General features: G+C 40.5%; 19 protein-coding genes. 9 read left to right on the top strand and 10 right to left on the bottom strand.

What is annotated here, in order from left to right; translation table 11 throughout:
- From hisB to ACHWSC_RS00115, 8 genes are all read left to right on the top strand, one after another.
- Positions 1 to 1140, top strand: coding sequence for a bifunctional histidinol-phosphatase/imidazoleglycerol-phosphate dehydratase HisB (gene hisB / locus ACHWSC_RS00080; RefSeq protein WP_394675394.1), 1140 nt, complete (start codon positions 1 to 3; stop codon positions 1138 to 1140).
- Position 1141: 1 nt separating this feature from the next.
- Entirely contained in the window at positions 1142 to 1741 is a 600-nt protein-coding gene (gene hisH, locus ACHWSC_RS00085) for an imidazole glycerol phosphate synthase subunit HisH (RefSeq protein ID WP_394675395.1), read from the top strand.
- Positions 1742 to 1753: 12 nt separating this feature from the next.
- On the top strand, positions 1754 to 2506 hold the full coding sequence (locus ACHWSC_RS00090; RefSeq protein WP_075990987.1) for a HisA/HisF-related TIM barrel protein: 753 nt from the start codon (positions 1754 to 1756) through the stop codon (positions 2504 to 2506).
- Between the two features lies 1 nt (position 2507).
- Positions 2508 to 3260, top strand: a complete 753-nt coding sequence (gene hisF, locus ACHWSC_RS00095) for an imidazole glycerol phosphate synthase subunit HisF (RefSeq protein ID WP_075990988.1) — start codon at positions 2508 to 2510, stop codon at positions 3258 to 3260.
- A 114-nt stretch (positions 3261 to 3374) separates the two neighbouring features.
- Positions 3375 to 3959, top strand: coding sequence for a bifunctional phosphoribosyl-AMP cyclohydrolase/phosphoribosyl-ATP diphosphatase HisIE (hisIE, locus tag ACHWSC_RS00100; protein ID WP_088160174.1), 585 nt, complete (start codon positions 3375 to 3377; stop codon positions 3957 to 3959).
- Between the two features lie 300 nt (positions 3960 to 4259).
- Positions 4260 to 5162: a WD40 repeat domain-containing protein gene (locus tag ACHWSC_RS00105; protein WP_394675396.1), complete on the top strand. Its 903-nt coding sequence runs from the start codon at positions 4260 to 4262 to the stop codon at positions 5160 to 5162.
- Positions 5163 to 5286: 124 nt separating this feature from the next.
- Entirely contained in the window at positions 5287 to 6507 is a 1221-nt protein-coding gene (locus ACHWSC_RS00110; protein WP_394675397.1) for an LVIVD repeat-containing protein, read from the top strand.
- A gap of 31 nt (positions 6508 to 6538) precedes the next feature.
- A complete protein-coding gene (locus tag ACHWSC_RS00115) occupies positions 6539 to 7141 on the top strand; it encodes a hypothetical protein (protein WP_046672349.1) in 603 nt (200 codons plus the stop codon).
- A 134-nt stretch (positions 7142 to 7275) separates the two neighbouring features.
- Here the strand turns inward: ACHWSC_RS00115 and ACHWSC_RS00120 are convergent, their stop codons facing one another.
- The 5 genes from ACHWSC_RS00120 to dacB all read right to left on the bottom strand — a co-directional run bounded on the left by ACHWSC_RS00120 (position 7276) and on the right by dacB (position 14869).
- On the bottom strand, positions 7276 to 7752 hold the full coding sequence (locus ACHWSC_RS00120) for a GAF domain-containing protein (protein WP_046672350.1): 477 nt from the start codon (positions 7750 to 7752) through the stop codon (positions 7276 to 7278).
- Positions 7753 to 7932: 180 nt separating this feature from the next.
- On the bottom strand, positions 7933 to 9789 hold the full coding sequence (locus ACHWSC_RS00125; protein WP_394675398.1) for a beta-N-acetylhexosaminidase: 1857 nt from the start codon (positions 9787 to 9789) through the stop codon (positions 7933 to 7935).
- A gap of 665 nt (positions 9790 to 10454) precedes the next feature.
- Positions 10455 to 11036: a Holliday junction branch migration protein RuvA gene (ruvA, locus tag ACHWSC_RS00130; protein ID WP_145328917.1), complete on the bottom strand. Its 582-nt coding sequence runs from the start codon at positions 11034 to 11036 to the stop codon at positions 10455 to 10457.
- A 32-nt stretch (positions 11037 to 11068) separates the two neighbouring features.
- A complete protein-coding gene (locus tag ACHWSC_RS00135; RefSeq protein WP_394675399.1) occupies positions 11069 to 13351 on the bottom strand; it encodes an NADP-dependent malic enzyme in 2283 nt (760 codons plus the stop codon).
- 93 nt (positions 13352 to 13444) lie between these two features.
- On the bottom strand, positions 13445 to 14869 hold the full coding sequence (gene dacB / locus ACHWSC_RS00140) for a D-alanyl-D-alanine carboxypeptidase/D-alanyl-D-alanine-endopeptidase (protein WP_394675400.1): 1425 nt from the start codon (positions 14867 to 14869) through the stop codon (positions 13445 to 13447).
- A 236-nt stretch (positions 14870 to 15105) separates the two neighbouring features.
- Here dacB and ACHWSC_RS00145 point away from each other — a divergent pair, with 236 nt between their 5' ends.
- On the top strand, positions 15106 to 16881 hold the full coding sequence (locus ACHWSC_RS00145; RefSeq protein WP_394675401.1) for an aminopeptidase P family protein: 1776 nt from the start codon (positions 15106 to 15108) through the stop codon (positions 16879 to 16881).
- Positions 16882 to 16986: 105 nt separating this feature from the next.
- Here the strand turns inward: ACHWSC_RS00145 and ACHWSC_RS00150 are convergent, their stop codons facing one another.
- The 5 genes from ACHWSC_RS00150 to ACHWSC_RS00170 all read right to left on the bottom strand — a co-directional run bounded on the left by ACHWSC_RS00150 (position 16987) and on the right by ACHWSC_RS00170 (position 24985).
- Positions 16987 to 17394 (bottom strand): response regulator, encoded by a 408-nt coding sequence (locus ACHWSC_RS00150; RefSeq protein ID WP_394675402.1) that lies wholly within the window; start codon positions 17392 to 17394, stop codon positions 16987 to 16989.
- A gap of 155 nt (positions 17395 to 17549) precedes the next feature.
- Positions 17550 to 19445, bottom strand: a complete 1896-nt coding sequence (locus ACHWSC_RS00155) for a PAS domain S-box protein (protein ID WP_394675403.1) — start codon at positions 19443 to 19445, stop codon at positions 17550 to 17552.
- 211 nt (positions 19446 to 19656) lie between these two features.
- Positions 19657 to 21450: an alpha-L-fucosidase gene (locus ACHWSC_RS00160; protein WP_394675404.1), complete on the bottom strand. Its 1794-nt coding sequence runs from the start codon at positions 21448 to 21450 to the stop codon at positions 19657 to 19659.
- A 167-nt stretch (positions 21451 to 21617) separates the two neighbouring features.
- Positions 21618 to 23471: an alkaline phosphatase gene (locus ACHWSC_RS00165; protein ID WP_394675405.1), complete on the bottom strand. Its 1854-nt coding sequence runs from the start codon at positions 23469 to 23471 to the stop codon at positions 21618 to 21620.
- A complete protein-coding gene (locus tag ACHWSC_RS00170) occupies positions 23465 to 24985 on the bottom strand; it encodes a RagB/SusD family nutrient uptake outer membrane protein (RefSeq protein ID WP_394675406.1) in 1521 nt (506 codons plus the stop codon). The genes ACHWSC_RS00165 and ACHWSC_RS00170 overlap by 7 nt, the downstream gene beginning before the upstream one ends.
- Positions 24986 to 25001: the final 16 nt, after the last annotated feature.

Raw genomic sequence — 25001 nt, forward strand, 5'->3', positions numbered from 1 at the left:
ATGCCTGATAACTTAAAACGTGTACTGTTTATAGACCGCGATGGAACATTAATTTTGGAACCTGAAGACGAACAAATCGATTCTTTTGCCAAATTAAAATTCTATCCTGGTGCTTTGCAGTATCTTCCACGTATCGCAAAGGAGCTGGATTTCGAATTGATCTTGGTTTCCAACCAAGATGGTTTAGGAACGTCTTCCCATCCGGAGGAGAATTTCTGGCCAGTCCATCATTTTGTGATTGATACGTTTGCAGGAGAAGGAGTAGTGTTTGCCGAGGAACATATTGATAAAACTTTTCCACACGAGAATGCGGAAACCCGAAAACCGGGAGTTGGTATGCTTGGAGCTTATTTTGATACGTCGAAATACGATTTGAGCCAATCCTTCGTCATCGGCGATCGTGTGAATGATGTTAAATTAGCACAAAACCTCGGTGCAAAGGCAATTTGGCTGCGTGCTAACGATCAATTAGGTGCTTTGGAAAACCTTGCGATAGATTCAACTGTTATAGCTTTAGAGACAACAGATTGGAAGACGGTGTATGAATTCCTTAAATTGGGTACGCGCACTGCCGAACATCATCGTAAAACCAATGAAACGGATATTTTTATTCAGTTGAATTTGGACGGTTCGGGTAAGTCTGATATCGAAACGGGGTTACCGTTTTTCGACCATATGTTGGATCAATTGGCTAGACATGGAGCACTTGATTTGACCATTAAGGCGAAAGGTGATCTTCATATCGACGAACATCATACCATCGAAGATACGGGTATCGCACTGGGTGAGGTCTTTTTGAAGGCTTTAGGGGATAAACGTGGAATTGAGCGCTATTCCTATACGTTGCCAATGGATGATTGTTTGGCTCAGGTTGCATTGGATTTTGGTGGCCGCAACTGGATAGTGTGGAATGCGGAATTTAAACGGGAGAAGATCGGCGATATGCCTACGGAAATGTTTTTCCACTTCTTTAAGTCGTTTTCAGATGCTTCACGATCGAATTTAAACATTAAAGCTGAAGGTGACAATGAGCACCATAAGATCGAAGCGATCTTCAAAGCTTTTGCTAAATCTATCAAGAAAGCAGTAAAACGCGATGCCGACCATATGCAATTGCCAAGTACAAAAGGAGTATTGTAAGATGATAGGAATTATTAATTACGGTGCGGGGAATATTTTCTCTTTGACAGCGGCACTGGATCGTGTTGGGCTTACCTATGGTATGGTCAATACCGCAGATGAGATCGATCAATACGATCGTATCATCATTCCTGGAGTGGGGCATGCTGGCGCAGCAATGGAAAAACTACAGGAATCAGGGTTGGTGCCTTATATCAAAAAGCTAAAAAAGCCTGTATTGGGGATTTGTGTTGGTATGCAATTACTGACGGCTTTTTCAGAAGAAGGAAATGCCGAAATGTTAAAGCTATTTCCTTTGAAGACGTTACATTTTGATGCCGAAAAGTCGGGTAAAGTACCACATATGGGCTGGAATAGTGTTTCCGTGCCAGCAAATAGTCCTCTATTTGCACATATTGAAGATCAGACTTATTTTTATTTTGTCCACTCGTACTTTATCGAATTCGATGCGACATATACCGCGGCAAAATGTGTCTATGGACAGCCTTTTTCGGCTGCAATTTCTAAAGATAATTTCTTTGGCGTACAATTTCATCCAGAGAAATCTGGAAAAGCAGGAGAGCAGCTGTTGCTCAATTTTTCAACTATTCAAATTGACTAAAAATATTCGACTATGTATATCATTCCAGCAATAGACGTTTTGGACAAAAAAGTTGTCCGTTTGAGAGAGGGTAACTACAATGACGTTACAACGTATGCGATTAGTTTAGAAGAGCAAATCGAAACCTATCGCGCAAATGGTACGGAACTCGTCCATATCATTGATTTAAATGGTGCAAAAGGAGACTTCAGCAATCAGGCCTATTTATTTGATATTATCCAAAAGACGGATATGAAGATTCAATATGGCGGTGGTGTTAGAAGCATAGAGAAGGTTAAAGAATTGGTAGATGCGGGTGTTTATCGCGTTATTGTCGGAACACAGGCAATTACAAATCCTTCATTTTTGGAGGAACTGGCTACATTGAATGAAGGTAAAGTAAAATATGCAGACCACATTGTTATAGCGATCGATGTATTGGATGAAGTCATCAAATACTCCGGCTGGTTGGAAAGCTCTCCAATCAAATTGATCGAATATATTGATAAATGCTTGGTTTTAGGGTTCTTTAGATTCTTATGTACCGATATTAGTAAAGATGGTAAATTGGGCGGCGCAGGTGTTGAATTGTACCAAAAGTTGTTGAACCATTCTCCGATTATCAAGTTAATTGCTTCTGGCGGGATCAGTTCAATGGACGATATTCAGAAACTTCAGGAACTGGGCAGTGTAGAATCTGTTGTCGTTGGTAAAGCAATCTATGAAAATAGAATCTCGATCGATGAAATCAAAGATTGGAATTTAAAATCGTTAATCAGATTTTAAAATGCTGGCAAAACGTATAATTCCCTGTTTGGATGTTAAGGATGGGCGGACTGTAAAAGGAGTCAATTTTGTGGATCTGCGCGATGCGGGTGATCCCGTTGAATTGGCCTATGAATATTCTCAACAAGGGGCTGATGAACTCGTTTTCCTGGATATTACAGCGACACATGAGGAGCGTAAAACGACAATTGATTTAGTCAAAGCGGTCGCACGTCAGGTGAATATTCCTTTTACAATCGGCGGTGGTATCAATGAAATCAAAGATGCTGACATCCTGTTGAATGCAGGTGCAGATAAAATTTCCATCAATTCCGCGGCGGTACGTAACCCCGATCTTATCAATCAGATGGCTGCAGCTTTTGGTGCACAATTTGTTGTTGTTGCTGTCGATACCCGGTCCATCGACGGACAGCATTTTGTCCATCTGAGTGGTGGACGCATTAGGACGGAATTGAACACAGCGGATTGGATACTTGAAGCGCAGGAACGTGGAGCGGGAGAGATCCTGTTGACGTCAATGGATCATGACGGAACAAAAAATGGCTTTGACAATGGTTTTTTAAAAACAATAAATGACCAGATTCATATTCCACTGATTGCCTCTGGCGGAGCTGGTAATCAACAGCATTTTGTGGATGTTTTTCAGCAAGCTAACGTAGATGCTGCCTTAGCGGCATCGGTGTTTCATTATGGTGAAATATTGATTCCCGATCTTAAAGCTACTTTGCGTCAAAATGGAATTGTCGTAAGATAGAAAGCAAGATTGATCAAGGAGAAGTAAGTCATAAACTTGCTGTATGAAATCCTGAGAAGTTAAAAGAGAGCTCATGGCTCTTCGAAAATAATTAAAAATTGAAATACTAAAATCATGTTAGATTTTGCAAAAAGTGACGGCCTCGTTCCAGTGATTGTGCAGGACTTCCAAACGTTGGAAGTGTTGATGTTAGGCTATATGAACGAGAAAGCTTGGGAGAAGACACAAGCAGAGAAACGTGTCACGTTTTTCTCCCGAAGCAAAAATCGCCTTTGGACAAAAGGAGAGGAGAGTGGAAACTTTTTGAATGTAAAAAGTATCCATGTTGATTGTGATAAGGATACTGTTTTGATCAAAGCAGAACCAATGGGGCCTACCTGTCATACAGGGAGCAGAAGCTGTTTCAGTACAGACTTTAACCAAAACTTTCTGCTGGAGTTAGAGCGTATTGTCAACCATCGCTATGAACATCCTTCTGACGAATCTTATGTCAATCGTCTGCGTTCTCGCGGTATCAATAAGATTGCGCAAAAGGTTGGCGAGGAAGCCGTAGAAACAGTAATTGCAGCATTGACAGAAACAGATGCTGATTTTATCAATGAAACTTCAGACTTATTGTTTCATTTGATCGTATTGTTGCGTGAGAAAGGATTTTCTTTGGAAACAATTGCGAAAAACCTCGAGAGCAGACATCAATAGGTATTTGAAGGGACATCTTACTTCGTGCTCCTAGCTCACTTAAAATCGGAAGATGGCAACACCGTTGAACAAAATCCGAAACGTGGAGAAGGCTTTAAGCTAAGATGACAAAATAATCTAAGAAGTGCAGTATATTTGTGGATATACTGCACTTCTTGTTTCTACCGGCTAACAATACGTATTGCTGTATTGATTTTTACTGGACTCACAGTTCGATCAGCGGAGAATTTAGTCCTACAGCATAAAAACTGGGCGTAAAATATGCGATCCGGCTGGAGAAGGAGTTTTAGCGAAATTACTATGGATATTACATTAAAATCGACATTACCAGGACATCAAAACCCTATTTTTTGTGTAGAGAAGGGCTATTATAGGCATACATTTTTTACAGCTGGTAACGATAAGGGCGTTGTCGAATGGGATATTGAGCAGAATGCATTTAAGCGTATTCTCTGCGCGGTAAGTTCATCGGTATACGCTTTACGGTTGATAACGGGTACGCCGATTCTGGCCATAGCCTTGCGCGAGGGCAAGCTACTTTTTGTACATGTAGAAGAGCAAAAGCTTGTAGCAAGCATACAACTAAGCACCAAAGCTATTTTTGCATTGGCTTATATGTCCTGGAAAAATGAGCTTTTGGCAGTAGGTGAAGAGGGGACATTGTATGTCATTGACTTGGCAACTTATAAAAGTATTTACGAGAAGCGTATATCCCCAACAACAATTCGAGCAATTGCAATTGATGAAGGACTCGGACGAATAGCATTGGGCGATAAAGATGGACAGGTTTATATGTTGGACAGTACTGACTTTCATGTTATTACTGATTCAAAATTGCATAGTATGCCCGCTACGTCGCTGGCATTTATCCATAATAAATTGCTAAGTGGTGGAAGGGATGCGCAATTGGTGATTTCAGATCCAAATCAATTGACAACTAATTTTTCCTTTGTACCTCATCTTTTTACCGTATACGGAATATATCCCCATCCTGAAGCGCCAATTTTTGCAACTGTCAGTCGCGATAAATCGTTGAAATTTTGGTCCACAGCCGATTTTGCATTATTGAAAAATATGAGCCGCGAGAAGATGCAAGATGGCCATCATTTATCTGTAAATGCAGGTGCATGGTCCGAAAATGGACAATATTTCTTTAGTGTCGGTGACGACAAATTAGTAAAAGTATGGGAATTTCATGTATAAAAGATTGGGCAGAAGGTACGGACTAACTGAGCAGATGAAAAAATAAATTTTCTCTGTAGCGAATTCATACTTATATCGTTAACTATGGTAATTATAAATTTAATTGACCTTATAGTTATATTTTATGAAAAGAATTTGGCTTATCTTATTAGGCTGTATAGCGCTTTCGAGCTGTGATAAAATCGAAAGTAAAGGAATGTATCTGGCTAGCGTGCCCATATTCGAATCAATGGAAGGTATACGAGCTAAAGCTAATCCCGTAAGCAGCCCCACGACAATTGTTCAAACTGGAAAGATCTATATTTATCAAGATTACCTGTTTATTAATGAGCCGGGTAAAGGTATTCATATTTTTAATAATGTCGATCCGTCAAAACCTCTGGCGATATCGTTCCTGAGTATCCCTGGCAATGTGGATCTTGCGGTTCTAGATGGAAAGCTGTATGCTGATAGTTTTACAGATCTGTTGACCTTCGATCTCGAAAACCCTGCATCTCCCAAATTATTGACACGGAATAAGGATGTGTTTAAGATGTTGCTTCAAATGGATTACTTCAATAACACTGCCGATCGCATCATTACAGGATTCCGAGATAGTCTGGTAAGCTATAGCCAAAAAGATAAATATTCGCCCTATGACCGAAAAGAACTTCTCTATAATGAAACCAATTCAGGCTCAGGACAGGGCGGATCCATGGCGCGATTTACCATTGCCAATAAACACCTATATGCTGTAGATCAAACGACATTACACCTTTTTAACGTACAGAATGCAAGTAAACCGGCCTATGTAAAGGATATCAAAATAGGCCCTGGTATCGAAACAATTTTTCCCTTTAAAAATAGCCTGTTTATCGGCTCCAATACAGGCATGGTGATTTATGATATCACGACGGCATCTGCTCCCGTAGAACTGTCACGTTATGCACATATTCGTGCCTGTGATCCTGTCGTTGTCAATGAGAAATATGCCTTTGTAACCTTACGTGCAGGCGTGGTATGTGGTGGACTGCAGAATTTGTTGGAAGTTATCGATATCCAAGATCTGAGAAAACCGATGTTGAAAAATACCTTCACTTTGGAGAACCCCTACGGCCTGGCGCTAGCAGACCAAACCTTATATGTCTGTGATGGAAAATTTGGGTTGAAGTCATTCGATGCCAGTGACGTCAGCCAAATAGGTAATAAGCTTTTAGAAACTCACAAAGATCTGATGAGCCTAGATGTTATCGCTGGACCAAAATCGCTGATCGTTGTTGGAGAAAAAGGTGTACATCAATACGATTATAGCAATAAGGCCAAATTGAAAGAATTGAGCATTATTCCTGTTATTAGATCCAATTAAGAAACTATTTCAAGAGCTTCATTATTCTGATATGAAAAGACTTTCGATTGCCATTTTGGCTCTTCTCGGGTATTTAACTGTTGATGCCCAAACAAAAAAATATACAAATCATAATGAATTTTCGGTTATTACTTATGGCCCTGCTTTTCTCGAATCTGGATTTGGCCTGCATACATTCCATGGGGTGCAGCTCCATGAAAATATCGCTCTGGGTTTAAATACAGGGGTGGATAGGTATCCTGTAAACAATGAAGGATCAAAATGGTTTTTACCACTCTCAGCCAAAGTGAATTATGTGGAATTCCCTGACAGAAAACGTAGTTTTTTTGCAGGATTGGATTTAGGCTATAGTTTTGCTTTCTTGAATAAAAATCTAGTCGAGAGTAATTTAAAATATGAATATCAGGGCGGCTTATTGGTAAATCCACAGCTGGGTTGGCGCTTTAAATTTAAGAATTCAGCGAAATATTGGTCTTTGGCAACAGGATATCGGTATCAGCACTATAGCCGAAAGGATACTTATACGCGACCCTCAGCAAGTTTGCCAGACACTAGCATAGGGTATGGAACAACACAAATGGATAAAAAATATGATCTGCACCGTTTTACTTTACAGGTAGGATTTGGTTTTTAGGTATCGATCGGATGTTTTTTTGGATTAACAGGTGTGGATGGCTTGAATTGTTAAAAAATAGCGTAAGTATACGGTTCGTTTTTCAAATCTAGGCCGATACTTACGCTATTTCAATCTTCAGTTGTGGAGCTTATCTATTCGCTGTCTAAAAGCTGTAATACCTGCGTAAGGTATTTCTCATCGACTTCATCAAAACTATTTAATTCACTGCTGTCAACGTCCAGCACACCGATAATCTGTCCCTGTTTAAAAACGGGTAGCACTATTTCGGACCGCGAGAGCGAACTACAGGCAATGTGTCCCGGAAATTGCTCCACATCAGGAACAATCAATGTTTTTTCCTGTGCCCAAGCACCCCCACATACGCCACGGCCTTTTTTGATACGCGTGCATGCAACGGGTCCCTGAAAAGGGCCTAATACGAGCTCGTCTCCATCAACAAGATAGAAACCAACCCAGAAAAAATTGAATTGTTCTTTCAGTGCAGCAGCGATGTTAGCCAAATTGGCAATTTGATTAGGCTCGCCTTGCAATAGTCCTCCGATCTGAGGAAGTAAATTTTGATATTGTTCTTCTTTGCTACCTTTAGCTATTTGTAAATCCTCTGCCATAAAAATCTATGTAAAAAAAATAATCATGCATTTGCTATCAGGATTACAATTGCCAAGCATGTTTTGCCTGTCCGGAAAGCTTCACGGCATATTGAGTTCCAACCTGCATGAAATGAAAAAGCGCTAATACGCTGTTCAAAGTTAACAGAATATTAGCGCTTTCTTATCAGGCAAATGTTATTATTTCTTGGTGTTGATAATATTCACCCGAATGTAGTTGCTTCTTTTGCCGGAAGGCGTTACAACAACGGCTTTGAAAACACGTTCCTTACTATTAGGAACCGTAATTTTCACTGGGCCTGTATATTCTAAATCCAATTCTGAAGGATCGTAGTTGTCCAATGTGTAATAAATTTTGGCCCCTTCAACAGATGGTTTCAAGCCTCTGATCGTATATTCCGAAGCATATACGGTGGTATCTGTTATGCCATATACTTCCGGTACACGATAGAATGTATTGGTTTGGTCAAGTTTAGCCAGCTGATTTGCTGCACGCTGTTCTGAGAAATTTTTCCAGTTCTTTTTCGCTGGCTGTGTCCAGGCAATTTCAGAAAGCGCTAAAACGCGCGGTAACACTGTAAATTCGACTTTATTGGATGATCCAATATACTCCGTCCAAATATTTGCTTGTACACCTAAAACGTGTTTCTTGTTGTTTTCAGCAATTTTGCTAGGCATTGGGTCTGACGAATATACTTTGCTCAATGTGGAAAGTCCGCCGATACTTAAAGGTTCTCGGTTTTGATCAGGACCTTGTTTGTGATCAAAATATAGACCATAGCTGTTTGCCGTAATGATCACATCGTGACCTTGATTGGCTGCATCAATTGCGCCTTGATCGCCTCTCCAGCTCATGACAGTCGCATTAGGCGCTAAACCGCCCTCTAAGATCTCATCCCATCCAATGATACGTTTACCTTTACTATTGATGTATTTTTCCATACGTTGGATAAAATAGCTCTGTAACTCATGTTCATCTTTGAGGTTGTTGTCTTTGATTCTTTTTTGACAAAATGGACATGTTTTCCATTTTGTTTTTGGACACTCATCACCACCGATGTGGATATATTCGCTGGGGAATAGGGGAATGACTTCATCAATTACATCTTCCAATAATTTGAATGTCTCTTCTTTTCCGGCACAGAAAACATCGTCAAACACTCCCCAAGTCTGAGCAGCTGTGTAAGGTCCTGGCTTATCACCACAGCCCAATTCTGGGTAAGCCGAAAGTGCTGCTAATGCATGTCCTGGCATCTCGATTTCGGGTATAACCGTTACATATTTAGCTTTTGCATAGGCAACCACTTCTTTGATTTGGTCCTGAGTATAGAAACCACCATAAGGTGTGTTGTCATAATCGCCATCTGTCTTGTAGTTACCCAGGAGAGTTTGCTTGCGGTAACCGCCAATCTGAGTCAATTTTGGATGTGATTTGATTTCTATACGCCAGCCTTGGTCGTCTGTCAAATGCCAATGAAATGTATTCAATTTGTAAGATGCCAGAATATCAATGTATTTTTTTACAAATTCTACAGGAAAGAAGTGACGGCCAACATCGAGGTGTAATCCACGATAGGCAAAACGAGGTTCATCCTGGATTGAAGCTTGTTGAATTTCTATGCTGGCCTTTTTATCTACAGGTAGCAGTTGGATCAACGATTGCATACCATAAAATAGACCGGCAGCTTTTCCGCTAATAGTTGCGCGGTCCGAACTTATGTTAAGTTCATACGCTTCAGCATTAGTGGATTTTGCGTTTTTGGAGGAGAAATAGATCGTATTGCTGCTCGCTGATTTCACTACTGATAAATTGAGATTGTAGTTGCTTTTTAGGAAATCCTGAAACAGCGTTGCAACTTTTTTGTCCTCTTCGCTATCAAAGGCGATTTTGGTGTTAGCGTTGATTTTAAACGTACCATTTTTAATTTGAACCTGTTGCGGTAATGGCACAATGTTCAAGGTAGCATCTTTCTTTTCTTGCGCAAATACTGCTGCTCCTACACTTAGAGCCAGCGCAAGTGAAAATAGTTTCTTCATGCGTGAGATTATAACTGAAATAAGAAGTCCTAAAAATAGGTGAATAAATACGTTTTAGCAAAGAGGAAATGTAACAAATAGGGTATGAAAACACTGTTAAAAGTGTTTTTGGGCACTTAGAAGTGTTTTGGGTAATAGCCTGTTTGAAGTAGATCAATCGTTTGTCTAGCCTGTTAAAGGGGATATTTTACTTCAAGGAATACGATCTAAATTCGCGTAAAAAAATGTGCTTTTTAACTGTTTTTTCTTTTTATGGCCAGATGATCTAACCATAAATATCATTTGCTGTGCAGGTGGCTGATTTAGACGATTGAAGCGATAGAGGAGATAACAACCTTGGACAATCTTCTGACAACAGCTATTTTTAATCTGTTATTACGACTTAATTTATAGGTATGTTAAACGGATCTTATAGGGGCTTATCCGAATAAGGTCCGAATGAGGTCCCTATAAAGTCCCTATTAGCTCCTTATAATTTATAGATATATTGTTTTGATGCTTTAAATTTGAAGCACCTTGAATAGGGACTGATTTGTAGTAAAACTGCGGTTCAGGAAATGACAAAGGAACCCGAAGGTTCCTTTTATCTTTTACGCTACAGCATTAGCAGTACGTATCCGTTATCTAATGATTAATATCGGATACATACTGCTAATGTTTATGCATTAAAGTCGTTTCAATGCTAATTTGATCATATCCTCTACGGAAAGATTGCTTTCGGTCTTTAAAATGGTATTTAACACCTTCTCTGCCGCGACTTTGTTGAATCCGAGCATAACCAGCGCTGATAAGGCTTCTTCTGGCACAGATTGGGATTGGATAGGTGATGCCAAAGCTTCGAAGCCCTGTTTTTTTAATTTATCCTGAAGTTCCAGTATAAGACGTTGTGCTGTTTTAGGACCGATTCCTTTAATCTTTTGAATTAGGGCAACCTGGCCATTGACGATGGCAGACTGGATCTCATCGGGTGTGTTTGACGATAGTATCATACGGCCTGTATTGGGGCCAATACCAGAAACGGAGATCAAATTTTCGAATAATTTTTTCTCGCCTTCTGTCGCAAAGCCATAAAGCGTGTGTGAATCTTCCCGAACTTGAAGTGATATAAATAGTTTACAATTTTCCTGATCCTTGATTTGGGAGAAGGTATAGAGAGAGATGTGGACATAATAACCAATCCCACTCACATCGATAACAACATGAGTGGGGGCTTTATATGCTAATTTTCCATTGAAATATTCGTACATAGTATACGAATATAGGAAGATTTTAAGCTATTCTATAAATTTTTAAGATGTGCTTGTACATCTACTACGGCAATGGTAACCATATTGACGATTTCGCGCACAGAGCTGTCCAATTGCAATACGTGAATTGGTTTGTTCATACCCAAAAGGATTGGACCTACAGCCTCAGCTTCACCAACTTCTTGCAATAATTTATAAGCGATATTTCCGGACTCCAAATTAGGAAATACGAGTGTATTCGCAGATTTTCCATTTAAGCAGCTGAAAGGGAAGTTTGCTGTCAACATTTCGCTGTTTAAGGCGAAGTTTGCTTGTAAATCACCATCAGCAATAATCTCTGGATGTTGAGCGTGTAAAATCTGCGCTGCCGCTCTTACTTTTGTTGGCGTTTTTCCTTCGCTTGAACCAAAATTAGAGTAAGATAGTAATGCAATACGTGGCTGAATGTTCATGCGTCTCACAGCTTTATCCAATAACAGGGTAATGTCTGCTAGTTCTTGTGCTGTAGGGTCTTCATTTACGGTTGTATCACCCATGAAGATTGGTCCTTTTTTTGTTAACATCATATACATACCTGCGACACGGCTGCCTGGTTTAGCACCGATTACATGTAATGCCGGACGGATTGTATTTGCATAATTTTTGGTCATACCGGAAATTAGGGTATCAGCTTCGCCAAATTCCACTAAAGAGGCACCAAAATAGTTGCGGTCGTACATCAACTTACGGGCATCGTATTTCGATATACCACGGCGTTGTCTTTTGATGTAAAGATGCTCAATAAATTTCTTCGAACGCTCCGTTTCGTTGTCGACTTCAGCAACTGGGTCGATAATTTCAAGACCATCCAATTCAAAAGCATATTCTTTGATTAAGCGTTCGATTTTATCTCTTCTACCTAAAAGAATTGGAATCGCAATGCCTTCTTCTTTAACAATCTGTGCCGCACGCAACGTTTTGTAATTGTCTGCTTCTGCAAAAACAACACGTTTAGGATCTCTTTTAGCGGCCATAGTCAAATTGCGCATAATCGCATCATCTTTACCAAGACGTTTACGTAGGGCATCGCTGTATTGATCCCAATCTTCGATTACGGTCTTTGCTACACCTGATGCGATGGCAGCTTTTGCAACAGCCATGGAAACTTCAGTGATCAAACGCGGATCGGTAGGTTTTGGAATGATATATTCTTCCGAGAATTTTAAATTGCTCGTGTTATAGGCTTGATTTACTTCTTCTGGAACAGGTTGTTTCGCCAAATCTGCAATTGCACGCACTGCGGCAATTTTCATTTCCTCGTTAATTGCTGTTGCACGTACATCCAAAGCACCACGGAAGATATATGGGAAACCCAATACATTGTTTACTTGGTTAGGATAATCTGAACGACCTGTACCCATGATAATATCGTTACGTGTTGCCATCGCCAAATCGTAAGCAATCTCAGGATTTGGATTTGCCATCGCCAATACAATTGGGTTTGGAGCCATCGATAACAACATCTCTGCCGACATGACGTCTGCTGCCGATAGACCGATAAATACATCCGAATCTTTTACAGCATCTGCCAGGGTGCGAATATCGCGATCTGTTGCATATTGTGCTTTCATACTGTCTAGATTTTCTCTATCAGTACGGATTACACCTTTGCTATCCAGCATCACAATATTCTCTTTGCTAGCACCTACTGAAATATACATTGCTGTACACGACATTGCAGCCGCTCCAGCACCATTGACGACGATTTTTACTTTTGAAATATCTTTACCGATAATTTCACAGGCGTTGATCAATGCTGCACCTGAGATGATTGCCGTACCATGTTGGTCATCGTGCATCACTGGGATGTTCATTTCTTCTTTTAGACGGCGTTCGATTTCAAAACATTCCGGTGCTTTGATATCTTCCAGGTTGATCCCTCCAAAAGTAGGCTCCAATGCTTTGACAATGTTGACAAACTCATCGACATTTTTGGTGTCCACTTCGATGTCAAATACATCAATGTCGGCAAAAATTTTGAATAATAAACCCTTACCTTCCATGACTGGTTTACCAGCTTGGGCGCCGATATCGCCTAAGCCCAATACTGCTGTACCATTACTGATAACAGCAACAAGGTTTCCTTTTGCGGTATATTTATAAGCATCTTCTTTGTTCTCAGCAATAGCCAAACATGGCTCCGCTACACCTGGAGAATATGCTAATGATAAGTCTCTTTGCGAATTTGTTGGTTTGGTCGGAACAACAGCTATTTTACCAGGTCTACCCATTGCGTGGTAGTTTAACGCTGCCTGTTTACGATTAGTGTTACTCATTACGATTTTATTAATTTAAGGCTACAAATCTATCATTCTTTTTGATAATTGGAAATATTTGCCAATATCTTATTATAATTAGACAATAATATGTTACTTCAGGGCATCCAACAGTTTAAACATTTGCTGACGCATGCTGGAGGCCGACCCAGAATAGTTGTTAACCAGTAATGTGTAGGTAAATGACTGTCCTGTTTTATTGGTATGTACACCTGTATAACCAAGTACGCCGCCGATTGTTCCACTTTTCATCTTCATATTGTTATAGGTGGGAAGACTTTCATAGAAAGCAGGGTACCAACTTTGTTTTTGTGCATACTGCATAATCTTATTCATCGCTGCTGTGGTCACTCGATTTTGAGGCGATAGTCCCGAACCATCCATACTATTGAGTTCACTGGATTTTATGCCTAATTTGGCGTTCCAATATTTTTGGATATAATAGGCGCCATCGTCGGTACCCGTTTTACCCGCTGTCGTATAAGCTATCGCTTTCAATAGGGCTTCTCCATAGAGATTGATGCTCTTTTGGTTAAACCAGTAGACAATTTTATCTAAGGTTGGGGATAGGTGGATATCCAGGGTTTGTTTTTTTGAAACATCAACTGAATCCATCTTTGTTCCAGTAGCAGGCCGTTCGCTGGCAACAATACCGTTGTTGTTTAGGACTTCGTTTAATTGATAAGCGAGATCATAAGCTGGATCGGGAGAGGAGAGCTCAATTGTTTTCTTGAGATCCTGCCCATACGAACCACGCACAAATATCTTCGTTGAATAGGGGGCAGCATAGGCGTATACGTTGTCGCCGCTTCCTGATTTACCAGTGGTCGTTTCATTGATAATTTCCAGGTAGGGAACTTGGGCTGTATAACTGAGGATCTCCGCTTTGGCGCCAATTTTATTACTTGGGGTAAAATTGATGCCAAAAGCGTTCTCACACCAATTGAGCGAAGAAATCCCCGCGCCGTAGTAGTTACCCATGTCAGTCCAGATCCAGCCACCCGGAAGCTGGTTCCCATTATAAAGCCGATCATCGGCAATGATAGCGCCATTAATACTTTTGATACCGGCATTTTGGATCGCTGTAAGCCACTTGTTCAGTATCGTCGTTGCCTGAGTCTCCGGATAGCGGGCGCTGCCAAGGGTAGGGTCTCCCGTACCTGTCACAATAATACTTCCGTTTAACACACCGTTCTCGTCGATTTCACCTGTATAATACAGGGTTGTTTTGAACTGAAAATTCTTGCCCAGGAAATCCAATGCCGTAGCCGAAGTGATTACCTTCATGGTGGACGCGGTTGCTAGTCCGATATTTTCATTTGCTGCGAATACAGTCTGACCTGTTTTTCCATCGAAAACTATCAGTGAGCTCAAACCATTCCTGAGGCTTTCCTGATTTTGAAACTGCGTAAAAGCATCCTGAATTTTACTGCGAAGATCCTGCGCAAATAATGGAGTGGTAACGGTCGTTAACGCGTAAGTAGAAAAAGCAATGGTACTTAGCAGAAATTGGTTCATATATACTATTTTTTTATCGTCCTATGGTATATCCCAGTTTATCTTCAATGAGTTTGCAAACACGGTTATCTATATTCGTGCTGGCAATCATGGATATTCCATTGGATTTATCATGATGACTTGAACGCAGCCTATTTTAAGGGAAAGCGTTCGCTGTACTTCGTTTGTTTTATTTGGCTTAAAGTTAGGCATTCGACCCTAAAAAATCCTAACTTGCATAAAATTGTATAGACGACATGAAGCATATCGAAAAATTAGCTGCCATTCGTGAGGCGATGAAGGTTCAGGGAATCGATGGATATATCATTCCATCTTCAGATCCTCATATTAGTGAATATCTACCGGAACGTTATAAATGCATTGCCTGGGCCTCGGGTTTTACCGGCTCGGCAGGTACGTTGGCAATCACACAAGATTTTGCCGGCCTTTGGACCGATTCTCGCTATTTTGTCCAAGCAGGGGAGCAATTGGCAGGAACAGGTTTTGAATTGGTGAAATTGAAAGTGCAGGGTGCAGCGGAGTATGCAGATTGGTTGGGCGAGCAGTTGGGTGCTGGTGCTAAGGTTGCTTTTGATGGCAATCTCGCTTCTTTATTGGTGGCTCAATCTGTTCAGAATACTTTGGAGCCTTTGGAGATTAAAGTAGATGGTCATGTTGACCTGTTGTCATCATTATGGGAAGGACGACCAGAGCTTCCTAAGGCACAGGCCTACCTGCTGGACGAAAATATTACGGGACAGTCAACGGTTTCTAAAATTGAAGCTGTCCGCGCGGAGATGAAAAAGAATAGAACGGAGGCTCATCTGATCTCATCTTTGGATGACCTGGCCTGGTTATTAAACATCCGTGGTCAGGATGTACCTTGTAATCCTGTTGTTTTGGGATTTGTATTGATTACAGCAGAAAATGCAACGCTTTATATTGAACCTTCGAAGCTGACAACTCAGGCAACGGAAGAACTAAAGGGCTACGGAGTGGATATTGCAGCTTATGAGGATCTCTTTGAGACAGTTCCGACATTGGAGGTTGCATCTATTCTTATCGATCCCAAACGTACCTGTTTTGCTGTTTTCGACAGCGTACCTAAAGGGGTTAAAATTGTTGAGAAAATAAACCCTTCGACGAGTTTAAAAGCAATTAAGAATAAGGTTGAAGTTGAAAATAACCGCCATACGTTTGTAAAAGACGGTATAGCGTTGACTCGTTTCTTCAAATGGTTGGAAGAGAATGTCTCCTCTGGTGAGCTTTCTGAATTATCTATTGCTGACAAATTACGTGGATTTCGTGAAAGTCAAGATGGCTTTGTTGACGTCTCATTCACGACAATTGCGGGATATTTGGATCACGGTGCCCTGCCGCATTATTCGGCTAATAAAAAATCGAATTATACACTAGAGCCTAAAGGTTTACTATTGGTCGATTCTGGGGGGCAATATACTACAGGGACAACGGATATTACCAGAGTGGTAACGCTTGGAGGTCTTACGCAGGAGGAAAAAGAGGATTATACGCTTGTGCTCAAGGGGACAATAGAAGGCTCTCAGGCTATCTTCCCTACTGGAACGCGTGGCTATCAGATCGATGCAATTACGCGTCGTCCATTGTGGGAAACATTACGCAATTATGGACATGGTACCGGACATGGTGTCGGTTTCTTCTTGAATGTACACGAAGGTCCACAAGTGTTCAATGCAGCAGCAATAGATGTTGCTGTTGAACCAGGTATGATTACTTCAATAGAGCCTGGATTGTATCGCGTCGGCAAACATGGTATTCGCATTGAGAACCTCGTGTTGACCCGTAGAGCAGGATCTTCCGAATTTGGAGACTTCTTGGACTTTGAGACACTAACAATATGTTATATCGCAACCGATTTAATCGAAAAATCCTTATTGGATAAGAAACATATTGCCTGGCTAAATAACTATAATCAGTGGGTATTTGATCAATTATCGACTCATCTTACAGTTGAGGAAAAGAATTGGTTGGCAGACAAGTGCCAGGCGATTTAATCGCTCAAAAAGAATAACGACAGTGGCTGTCCGCTGTCCACAACAATAAGTTGTCAAAATAAAAGGCCCCCCAATAATTAAGTAATAAAGTTTGGGGGGCTTTCTTTAATCGATTTTTTTCAAAATCTCATAAATAGATTCTCTTCCAAAAGGTTTCAGAATGAAATCGCTTATAAAAGGATAATTAGCCAGTTGCTCCTGATCGTTTTTGCTCGTAGAGGAGCTGACAATAAAAATCTTGGTTTGTTTGATGAAGTCTGTCCTATTTTCAAGTACATCCATTAACTCCCAACCAGTCATAAATGGCATATTGATATCCACAAAGAGTATGGGTGGCATCAACGACTGGCAGATGTCATTGTTATCCAAAAAATCCAATGCATCCAGTGCATTTTTGAAGGAATGAAAGTCAATCTCATAGTCGGTAAATCCCTGTAACATATGGCCGAAAATAGTGCGTAAAATGGCATTATCATCAATGAGAATGATCGTTCTTTTAGTTTCAGGAGTCATGGTCTTTTTGATTAATAATTGTTTTCATCGTGTCAATAAACCTCATCTTTTTTGTTGATTGACATTGCAGTTTTTCTTTTACTCTTTTACTTGTGAGATCACGCTGTTTAGGATCGTAGCAGTCATTTTCTACGAACAGGATTGAACGCTATTTTTTATAGTTGTATCAGCGGATCTTTATATGCTTTTTCTAAAAATTTGACATAAAAGGTACTACCCGAATCGATTTTACTTTGTACATCGATCTTTCCGCCCAATGATTCGATCAGATATCTAATGAGAAACAATCCGACACCTTTAGTCTCAAATCCACGGTGAAAAACCTTTTTGAACATAAACAGCTCAGATTTGTATTTTGGTAGGTTAATACCCAGCCCGTTGTCTTTAACCGTTAATAACGTTCCTTCTTGTTCCAGATGCGTATGTATTTCGATCTTAGGGGCTCTATCTTTTGCCGTAAATCGGAGTGCATTACTCAGGAGATTGCTTAAGATACTTTCCAGGTAAATCTTAGGATAATATATCTCTTTTACATTGAATTCGATGGAAATAGTCGCATTTTTTTGCTGTATTTCTTCCAGAAATTGCTGTTGCACTTTTTTGAATACATCTAGAAAATTACATTGTTCGTAAATCAGTGAATTGTTTGATTTGATATCAAGTATACCTCCCAAATCATGTAATGTTTCAGTCAGGTTGTCACTGCTAATATCCAAAAGGTTTATAAAATCTGCTTTTATTTTTTCGTCATCCGTTACCTTGATTTCGTCAATAAGCATCTGTATATTACTGAGTGGGCCCTTTAGATCATGAGCGAGGATGTTAGCAAATTCTTCCAGTTGTCGTATTTTGGTTTCAAGATCTATTTTGACTAGATCCGATTCAATCTTTTGCCTCTTTAGAATTTCTATATTCTTTTTTGATTCGGAAATATCCTGCACCTGGACGATCAGAAATTGTGCGGTATTGGTATTATCAAAAACTGCCGCAACCGTTACAGAACACCACACAAAATGCCCTAATTTATGTAAATAGCGTTTTTGAAGCGTAAATGCTTCAATTTCGCCCCTGACAAGTTGTTCTCTAAGTTCAACATCTTTGTCTATATCGTCTGGGTGTGTTCGATCAGTAAACTTGGTTGTCGACATTTCTTCATGAGAATAACCAAGAATTTTGGTTAACATGTTATTGGATTCTATGCAGTAACCTTCGAGACTTGTCAAAGAGATTCCCAGACCAGATAAATAAAATGCTTGATTAAACTTGTGTTCATTGAATTTACTCTTTTCATTGGACTCGACTTGTTTTGTAATGTCGGAGATAACCAGGGCTACCCGGTTCAGCGCCCTATGTATAGGTTTAATCTGTAAACGGTACCATTTGTCTTTGTGCTCTTTTAAATTGGATTGAAAATCCATCTTAAGTTCGCGGTCCAATTTTAATGAACTTTGTATTAATTGAAGAGCGGGCACTGCAAGATCAGGTGGGAAAAGCTCCGTGAGGCTCTTATTTAGAAATTCTTCTGGCGTATAGAACAATAGATCCGGATTGTTGGTCCAGTAGTTTTTAAATACTCCAGTATCGGTTACTTCGAACACAAGATCGTTCAATGAGGCAACAAGTAATTGAAGTTGGTGTTGTTTATCTTCTAGGACACGATTTTTATTGACCAATTTCGATACATCAATAAATGAGATTAAAAGACCTTTTTTATTGTCTTCTATAATAAGATGAACATTGAACTGATACCATCTAAACTCTTGATCCTTTTTTCGTCCTAGGATAATTTCATTTTGGTTTTGGTTTTTGGAAAGAGCACTAAAAAATGGTGTTTCTGTAGGCGATAGTTCCGAAAGATCATCTGCTGAGTAAAATGTAATTAAATCATGTAGTTTGTTGGTGTTTGCCGTACTTTCGAGGTCTAAAAGTTCTTGTGCGCGTTTGTTAAACAGTAGAATAGTGCCATCATCGGTGGTCGTGATTAGTCCCTCCAACCTTGTATTTACAGTTTGGTCAAAAAGCACAGATAAAGAGTCCCGTTGCAGATGCATTATCCAACAATGTTTAGGGTTAATTTTCTCATTTATAAGCATAAGTGGCCTGTCAGCCTCTATTTGCAAAATTGGCAACTTTCACCCCAAAATAATAAATAAATATTAAAATATGTAACTTTTTGTATAAATTACTAACAGGCAGATTGTTATGTGAGCATAGTAATCTGCCTGCTGGTATTTTACATGTTCTGTACCGAGGAACTTATGTTTAATTCTTCATTTTTTCGAGCCAAATCCAGTTAAACCAAAGTGGCTGTAATTCTTTACTTTTAAAGGTTACGATATATTTTCCGGGCTTATCGAATTTAAATTTGCCGATGCGGTTTTCGACAAATTCTTCTGTGTAGTTGTTTTCATTGGGCTCGACCACCATTTTGTTTGTAGGAGCAAAACTTCCTTTCAACAGCTGATTGGCAGTACTGACTTCAAAAACGCTGTTTTGTTTATTGGGATTATGTGCTGAGAAATCGAGTGAGTAGACTCCTGCTTCAGGGATGGTTACCTCCCAATCGATCTTCGTCTCACCCGTCAGGATCGCATGCGTTGGATTTTTGCCGTTATAGCGTACAATTTTGAGTCCTTGGTTGAGGCTATTGGTTGATTTCAACGAAAAGCCACCAAAGGTTGATTCCGGGATTGTATTTTTGTCCAATTCTAGCGGGCTGTTAAAAGTCAATTTAACTTCTGAAACATAATGATCAGGTTGTGCGTCAGGTAATTGGATATGGATTAGACTGAGACTTTGATCAAATTTTAGCGCCGTAGATACACTTCCCTTCATCAGTGAAACCTGTTCTGGGGTCGATTTGATTCCTGTAATCCGAAGTGTATGATCTAAGGGCCAATTAAAGACGTGCGCATATATGACTGTTTTTTGCCCTTCTTTTTTTGTCGTGAGGTAACCCCAATCGAAATGGTTGTTTTTTAGATCAAGGCCGGTGCTGCCATAGATGCTCGCTCCATAGCTGTTTAGCCAATTTCCGACTTCGTGCAGACGACTGACACTTTCGTAGGGAACTGTTCCATTGGCACGTGGCCCGATATTTAAGGTGAAGCCCCCGTTGAGACTTACATTGGAGATCAATGATTGGAAAATTTGACTGGTTGATTTCCATTCATTCTCCTGACCGTTGTAACCCCATGAATGGGCAATCGTCCCAGGGGTTTCCCATGGATGGTTAATGTAATTGCTGCCAAATTGGTTATCTCCTAATGTTTCAAAATCAACATTCTCCGCATCCGTAGGAAGACCTAGACGTGAATTAATCAAGCAATTAGGCTGTAGTTCACGGATCAGTTTGACAACTTGCAGTAATTGTTCTTTTTTTATGATCGACTTTTGATAAGGGATCCACATGTCGAACCATATCAATGCAATGTCGCCATAGTTGGTCATCAGTTCCCGAAGTTGAGGGATAACTTTCTCCTGCCAATATTGATTGTATTGGGCATCGGTAACATGTCCCGACAGCTCCTGTTGATGATTCCAGCCGTATGGATGTTCCCAGTCAATCCAATGGGAATAATAAAAGCCTAATTTCATGCCGTGCTTTCTACAGGCCTCTGCGATATCTTTGATGACATCCCGATTGGAACCACTCAATTTTGGGAGGCTATAATCACCAACTTTTGTGTCCCAAAGGGCGACACCATCATGATGTTTGGCGGTGATGATAATATATTTCATCCCAGCCTCTTTTGCTAGAAGAACCCATTGCTCAGGATCTATTTTACTCCAGTCGAAACGTTTTGCCAAAGTACCGTACTCTTCTTTGGAAACGCGGTTGCGATATCTTAACCACTCGGCATAGTTATTCATATAACGTAAAGGTTCACCCTTCCACATGCCTTCAGCTGCACTGTATAGTCCCCAATGAATGAACATGCCAAAGCGGGCATCTTTAAACCAAGAGGCTTTTTCAGAAGTTTGTGCAAATAGTTTGGCCGAAATACTGAATAGCAATAATGACAAAATCAGTAGTCGCTTGATTGATGGTATCATAAAGGTTGTTCTGTTTTGTTGACTTACAAGATAGGCAAAAAATCGAACATCAATCCTTAAATTGGATTTTGGAGTGGTTGTAAACTATGGAATGTAGTCGGTGAAAAAGTGAAAACCCCTCGTATTTAAACTAAGGGGTTCCATGTTGTATGAAAACTTTAAAGTGATTATTTCAAGTTATAGGCTTGGATGATCTTTTTAAAAACGGCTGTATTGTTGTAAATGCCAATAAAATTTTGCGCACCTGGTCCGTAAGCAAAGACAGGTACCATAATATTGGTATGGTCATCGCTACTGAAATTGCCTCTAACAGTTCCCTTTTTATAATTGGCATCCAATAGGGAAAGTCCACCAGTTTCGTGATCTGCAGTGACAATGACTAGTGTTTCACCATCTTGGTCCGCAAATTTTAGGGCTTCCCCGACAAGTCGATCAAAGTCATGTTGCTCGGTAACAACATAGGGAAGATCGTTGGCATGGGCTCCATAGTCGATTTGTGCACCCTCGGCCATGATAAAGAAGCCATTTTTATTTTTAGACAAAAGCTGAATCGTTTTTGAGAGGGAATTTTTTAACATTTCTCCCCGTCCATCGAGTATTCTTCTTGTCGCAGAATCAGCTAGGAGCACCAACTGTTTACCCGATGTCGCTTTTTCAAAGTCGTCTAAATTGTGCTGAAGCTGATACCCTTTTTCGGTCAGTTGCTTCATCAGCGTGTTATCCTTGTTGTTGAGGAAGCTTTCACGACGGGATCCAACTAAGATATCCACATGGCTATTTTTGAAATCTGCCGCAATTTCCTGTGACATTGTTCGGTCGATCTGATGTGCGTAAAATGCAGCCGGAGTAGCATCTGTAATATCTCCCGCACTGATGACACCACTTTTAATCCCGTGTTGAGCAAGTGTGTCGGGAATAGCGCTCAACAATTTACCGTCAGCATCCACGCCAATGTAACGGTTATTGGTTTTATGTCCAGTCGCCAAAGCTGTCCCGCCCGCAGCGGAGTCGGTAAAATCCGAATTGGATGCCTCGGTGCGCGAAAGACCAATATGTTTCATATTGATGATATTGGATTGACCAAAATTGGCACTTAAACCCGCTTGTATTTGAGCCAAGCCCATTCCATCACCAATAAGTAAAATAACGTTCTTAACCTTGCTCGTTGCACCATCATTTTTATAGGTTGGCTGATAGGGAACGTAGGCCTTTGGATTTGCGTATTCGACTTTAGCGTTGTTTAAATAGAAATTCTTAAGCGCAGTAGGATGGTCTGTATTGATCCAGTCTACCCCCATATGACCAAGCTCTTTCCAACTATTGGGGCTGTCTTTGGTTGCCCAAAAACGAAAGGATTTACCCAATTTATGCGCTTTGTCTATCACAGATTTCATCTTTTCAAGGTCGGGTGGAGTAGGTGTCCCTTTACCATTCCAGACAGAATACTGCTTAATATCCTGACTGATCATCCCAATATGTTTGAGCTGCGCCGGCGTATAATCTTTTTCCGGCCGGCCATCAAAATAAATCATCGATGGATAATTGTCGAACTTTTCGGGCGGCGGGATCTCACCGCTGACGACAATTTTAATGGCGGAAGGATTTTTCTGCTGGTCGAATATAGATTCGTTGCCCTTCAAATCGGCCAACAATTTAGACAATACCTGTTCGTAATTTTCTTTGATATCGATCACGAGCTGTAAGGTCTGCTCAGGTTTGGCATAAGGTTTATTGCCGTTCTCCTTAAAGAAAGCAATTAAAGGGTCGATGTAAAGTTTTTTTAACGTCTTCCCTGGTTTGATTTCGCTGCTTTCATGGGCGACGTAAAGCTCTCCATTGCGATAGAAGACGTCCGCTTCGATAGAGCCCATTCCAGCATAGTAAGCCTCCAACAGCGGGATTTGCTGTTTGTAATCATTGTGGCTGTGACCTGCATTGGCAGTCAGTTTCTGTTGTGCAGAAACTGACTGAATGCTTAGGCCGGCAAATAGCAGCCACATTAATTTATTGTTTTTTACCATCCTGCATTCTGTTTAATGACGCCGGAACTGTTGTCGATCTCGCGTTGTGGAACTGCCCAAACATCATGTACTTGCGGATTGAAATTTCTAGCCGGCCAAATTACAGCACCATCGAAATCGTGTAAAGGTTTGGCATATGTAGCTTGCGCATCGCCCCATCTGACCAAATCACGGTGACGGTCTGCCCATTCACCAGCAAGCTCATTGCGGCGCTCGCGTTTTAGGTCTACAAGAGTCATTCCGCTTTTTGTTATTAAACCAGCTCTCCTCCTAATTTTATTTAATTCAGTATCACCGGCTCCAGCCCCATTTAAATTAATGGCGGCCTCAGCTTTAATCAATAATACTTCGGCATAACGCATCAATGGTACATTGAGGTCTGTTGTTCCGTTGTCGCCATTTGGATTAACGTGTGTTGGAATAGGGTTGGCGTATGAAAATGGTTCCATGTACTTTTTGAACTGGTAGTTCGAAGTCGCACCGCCGTCTTTTGTAAATGTACGTTCTGTGCCAAAAAACTGGAACTTATCCCCTGGTTTCAAGATTGTTGCTTCACGACGCAAGTCACCTGTTTCAAAAGAATCGTAAAGTTCTTTTGTCGGTAGATAGTAGCCCCAGCCGTTGTAGATTCCCCAAGCTTTATTGGTAAGCATAACACCGGGAAGTTTACTGCCCCAGCCAGTACCACCACCATTTGGCGTACAGACCACCGACCAAATATATTCTTTGGACCAGTTGTTAGCCGCCTTAAACACATCCACAAAATTGGTCAATAAATCATGTTTGCCCGAACTGATCACCATATCCGCGTACTTCGCAGCATTGGTATAATCTTTTTTGTACAGATATACTTTTGATAAATAGGCCCATGCAGCTGTTTTGTGCGCTTTACCATAATCGGTATCCTTCATTTCAGAAAAATAAGGAAGGTTGTCGGCCGCTTTTAATAGTAGTGAAATGATGTAATCGTAGTTTTCGTTAACGTTGTTGGCTCTAGCTACAGGAACAGAAGCATCTGTTTCAGGCGTAACAATAGGCACACCCGCCTTGTCGTTACCATAGTTTGCCGCTAATTGAAAATAAACCAGACCTGCATTGAAATAGGCATCGCCAATGATCTGTTTTTTTCGCGCTTCATCCATGCTTATATTGGGAACATTGATAATAATATCGTTGGCCCTTTTTATAATCGCATAACGCATGCTCCATTGGGATTCTGTATAACCACCACCGATGTAATTGCGGTTGAAGTTTTTGATATTGTCGGCTTCGGGCTTGTTACGTCCTGTCACCATGTCGTCACTGGCATTAATAAACCAAAACATCCCACGACCGTAATAATCCTCTTCATTGTACTTTTCGTACATCCCGGCTTCTGCTTTGATCGCATCTTGTTCCGTTTTCCAGAAATTCTGTGCGGAGGGAGAACCCTCTGGTGTTATATCTAACTGTTTATTGCACGATGCAAAAAGTGCTACTGCTGCTATTGCAAGGTATTTTATATTCGTTTTCATCGTTTTATTTTTTTAA

It is taken from the genome of uncultured Sphingobacterium sp. (assembly GCF_964277905.1).
Classification (GTDB): domain Bacteria; phylum Bacteroidota; class Bacteroidia; order Sphingobacteriales; family Sphingobacteriaceae; genus Sphingobacterium; species Sphingobacterium siyangense.

Excerpts from the sequence above, each read along its gene's own strand:
- ruvA (WP_145328917.1), bottom strand. The coding sequence starts at position 11,036 with ATGTACGAATATTTCAATGGAAAATTAGCATATAAAGCCCCCACTCAT.
- ACHWSC_RS00120 (WP_046672350.1), bottom strand. The coding sequence starts at position 7,752 with ATGGCAGAGGATTTACAAATAGCTAAAGGTAGCAAAGAAGAACAATAT.
- ACHWSC_RS00150 (WP_394675402.1), bottom strand. The coding sequence starts at position 17,394 with ATGACTCCTGAAACTAAAAGAACGATCATTCTCATTGATGATAATGCC.
- ACHWSC_RS00170 (WP_394675406.1), bottom strand. The coding sequence starts at position 24,985 with ATGAAAACGAATATAAAATACCTTGCAATAGCAGCAGTAGCACTTTTT.
- dacB (WP_394675400.1), bottom strand. The coding sequence starts at position 14,869 with ATGAACCAATTTCTGCTAAGTACCATTGCTTTTTCTACTTACGCGTTA.
- ACHWSC_RS00135 (WP_394675399.1), bottom strand. The coding sequence starts at position 13,351 with ATGAGTAACACTAATCGTAAACAGGCAGCGTTAAACTACCACGCAATG.
- ACHWSC_RS00165 (WP_394675405.1), bottom strand. The coding sequence starts at position 23,471 with ATGGTAAAAAACAATAAATTAATGTGGCTGCTATTTGCCGGCCTAAGC.
- ACHWSC_RS00110 (WP_394675397.1), top strand. The coding sequence starts at position 5,287 with ATGAAAAGAATTTGGCTTATCTTATTAGGCTGTATAGCGCTTTCGAGC.
- ACHWSC_RS00145 (WP_394675401.1), top strand. The coding sequence starts at position 15,106 with ATGAAGCATATCGAAAAATTAGCTGCCATTCGTGAGGCGATGAAGGTT.
- hisH (WP_394675395.1), top strand. The coding sequence starts at position 1,142 with ATGATAGGAATTATTAATTACGGTGCGGGGAATATTTTCTCTTTGACA.
- ACHWSC_RS00090 (WP_075990987.1), top strand. The coding sequence starts at position 1,754 with ATGTATATCATTCCAGCAATAGACGTTTTGGACAAAAAAGTTGTCCGT.
- ACHWSC_RS00105 (WP_394675396.1), top strand. The coding sequence starts at position 4,260 with ATGGATATTACATTAAAATCGACATTACCAGGACATCAAAACCCTATT.
- ACHWSC_RS00125 (WP_394675398.1), bottom strand. The coding sequence starts at position 9,789 with ATGAAGAAACTATTTTCACTTGCGCTGGCTCTAAGTGTAGGAGCAGCA.
- ACHWSC_RS00155 (WP_394675403.1), bottom strand. The coding sequence starts at position 19,445 with ATGCATCTGCAACGGGACTCTTTATCTGTGCTTTTTGACCAAACTGTA.
- hisF (WP_075990988.1), top strand. The coding sequence starts at position 2,508 with ATGCTGGCAAAACGTATAATTCCCTGTTTGGATGTTAAGGATGGGCGG.
- ACHWSC_RS00160 (WP_394675404.1), bottom strand. The coding sequence starts at position 21,450 with ATGATACCATCAATCAAGCGACTACTGATTTTGTCATTATTGCTATTC.
- hisIE (WP_088160174.1), top strand. The coding sequence starts at position 3,375 with ATGTTAGATTTTGCAAAAAGTGACGGCCTCGTTCCAGTGATTGTGCAG.
- hisB (WP_394675394.1), top strand. The coding sequence starts at position 1 with ATGCCTGATAACTTAAAACGTGTACTGTTTATAGACCGCGATGGAACA.
- ACHWSC_RS00115 (WP_046672349.1), top strand. The coding sequence starts at position 6,539 with ATGAAAAGACTTTCGATTGCCATTTTGGCTCTTCTCGGGTATTTAACT.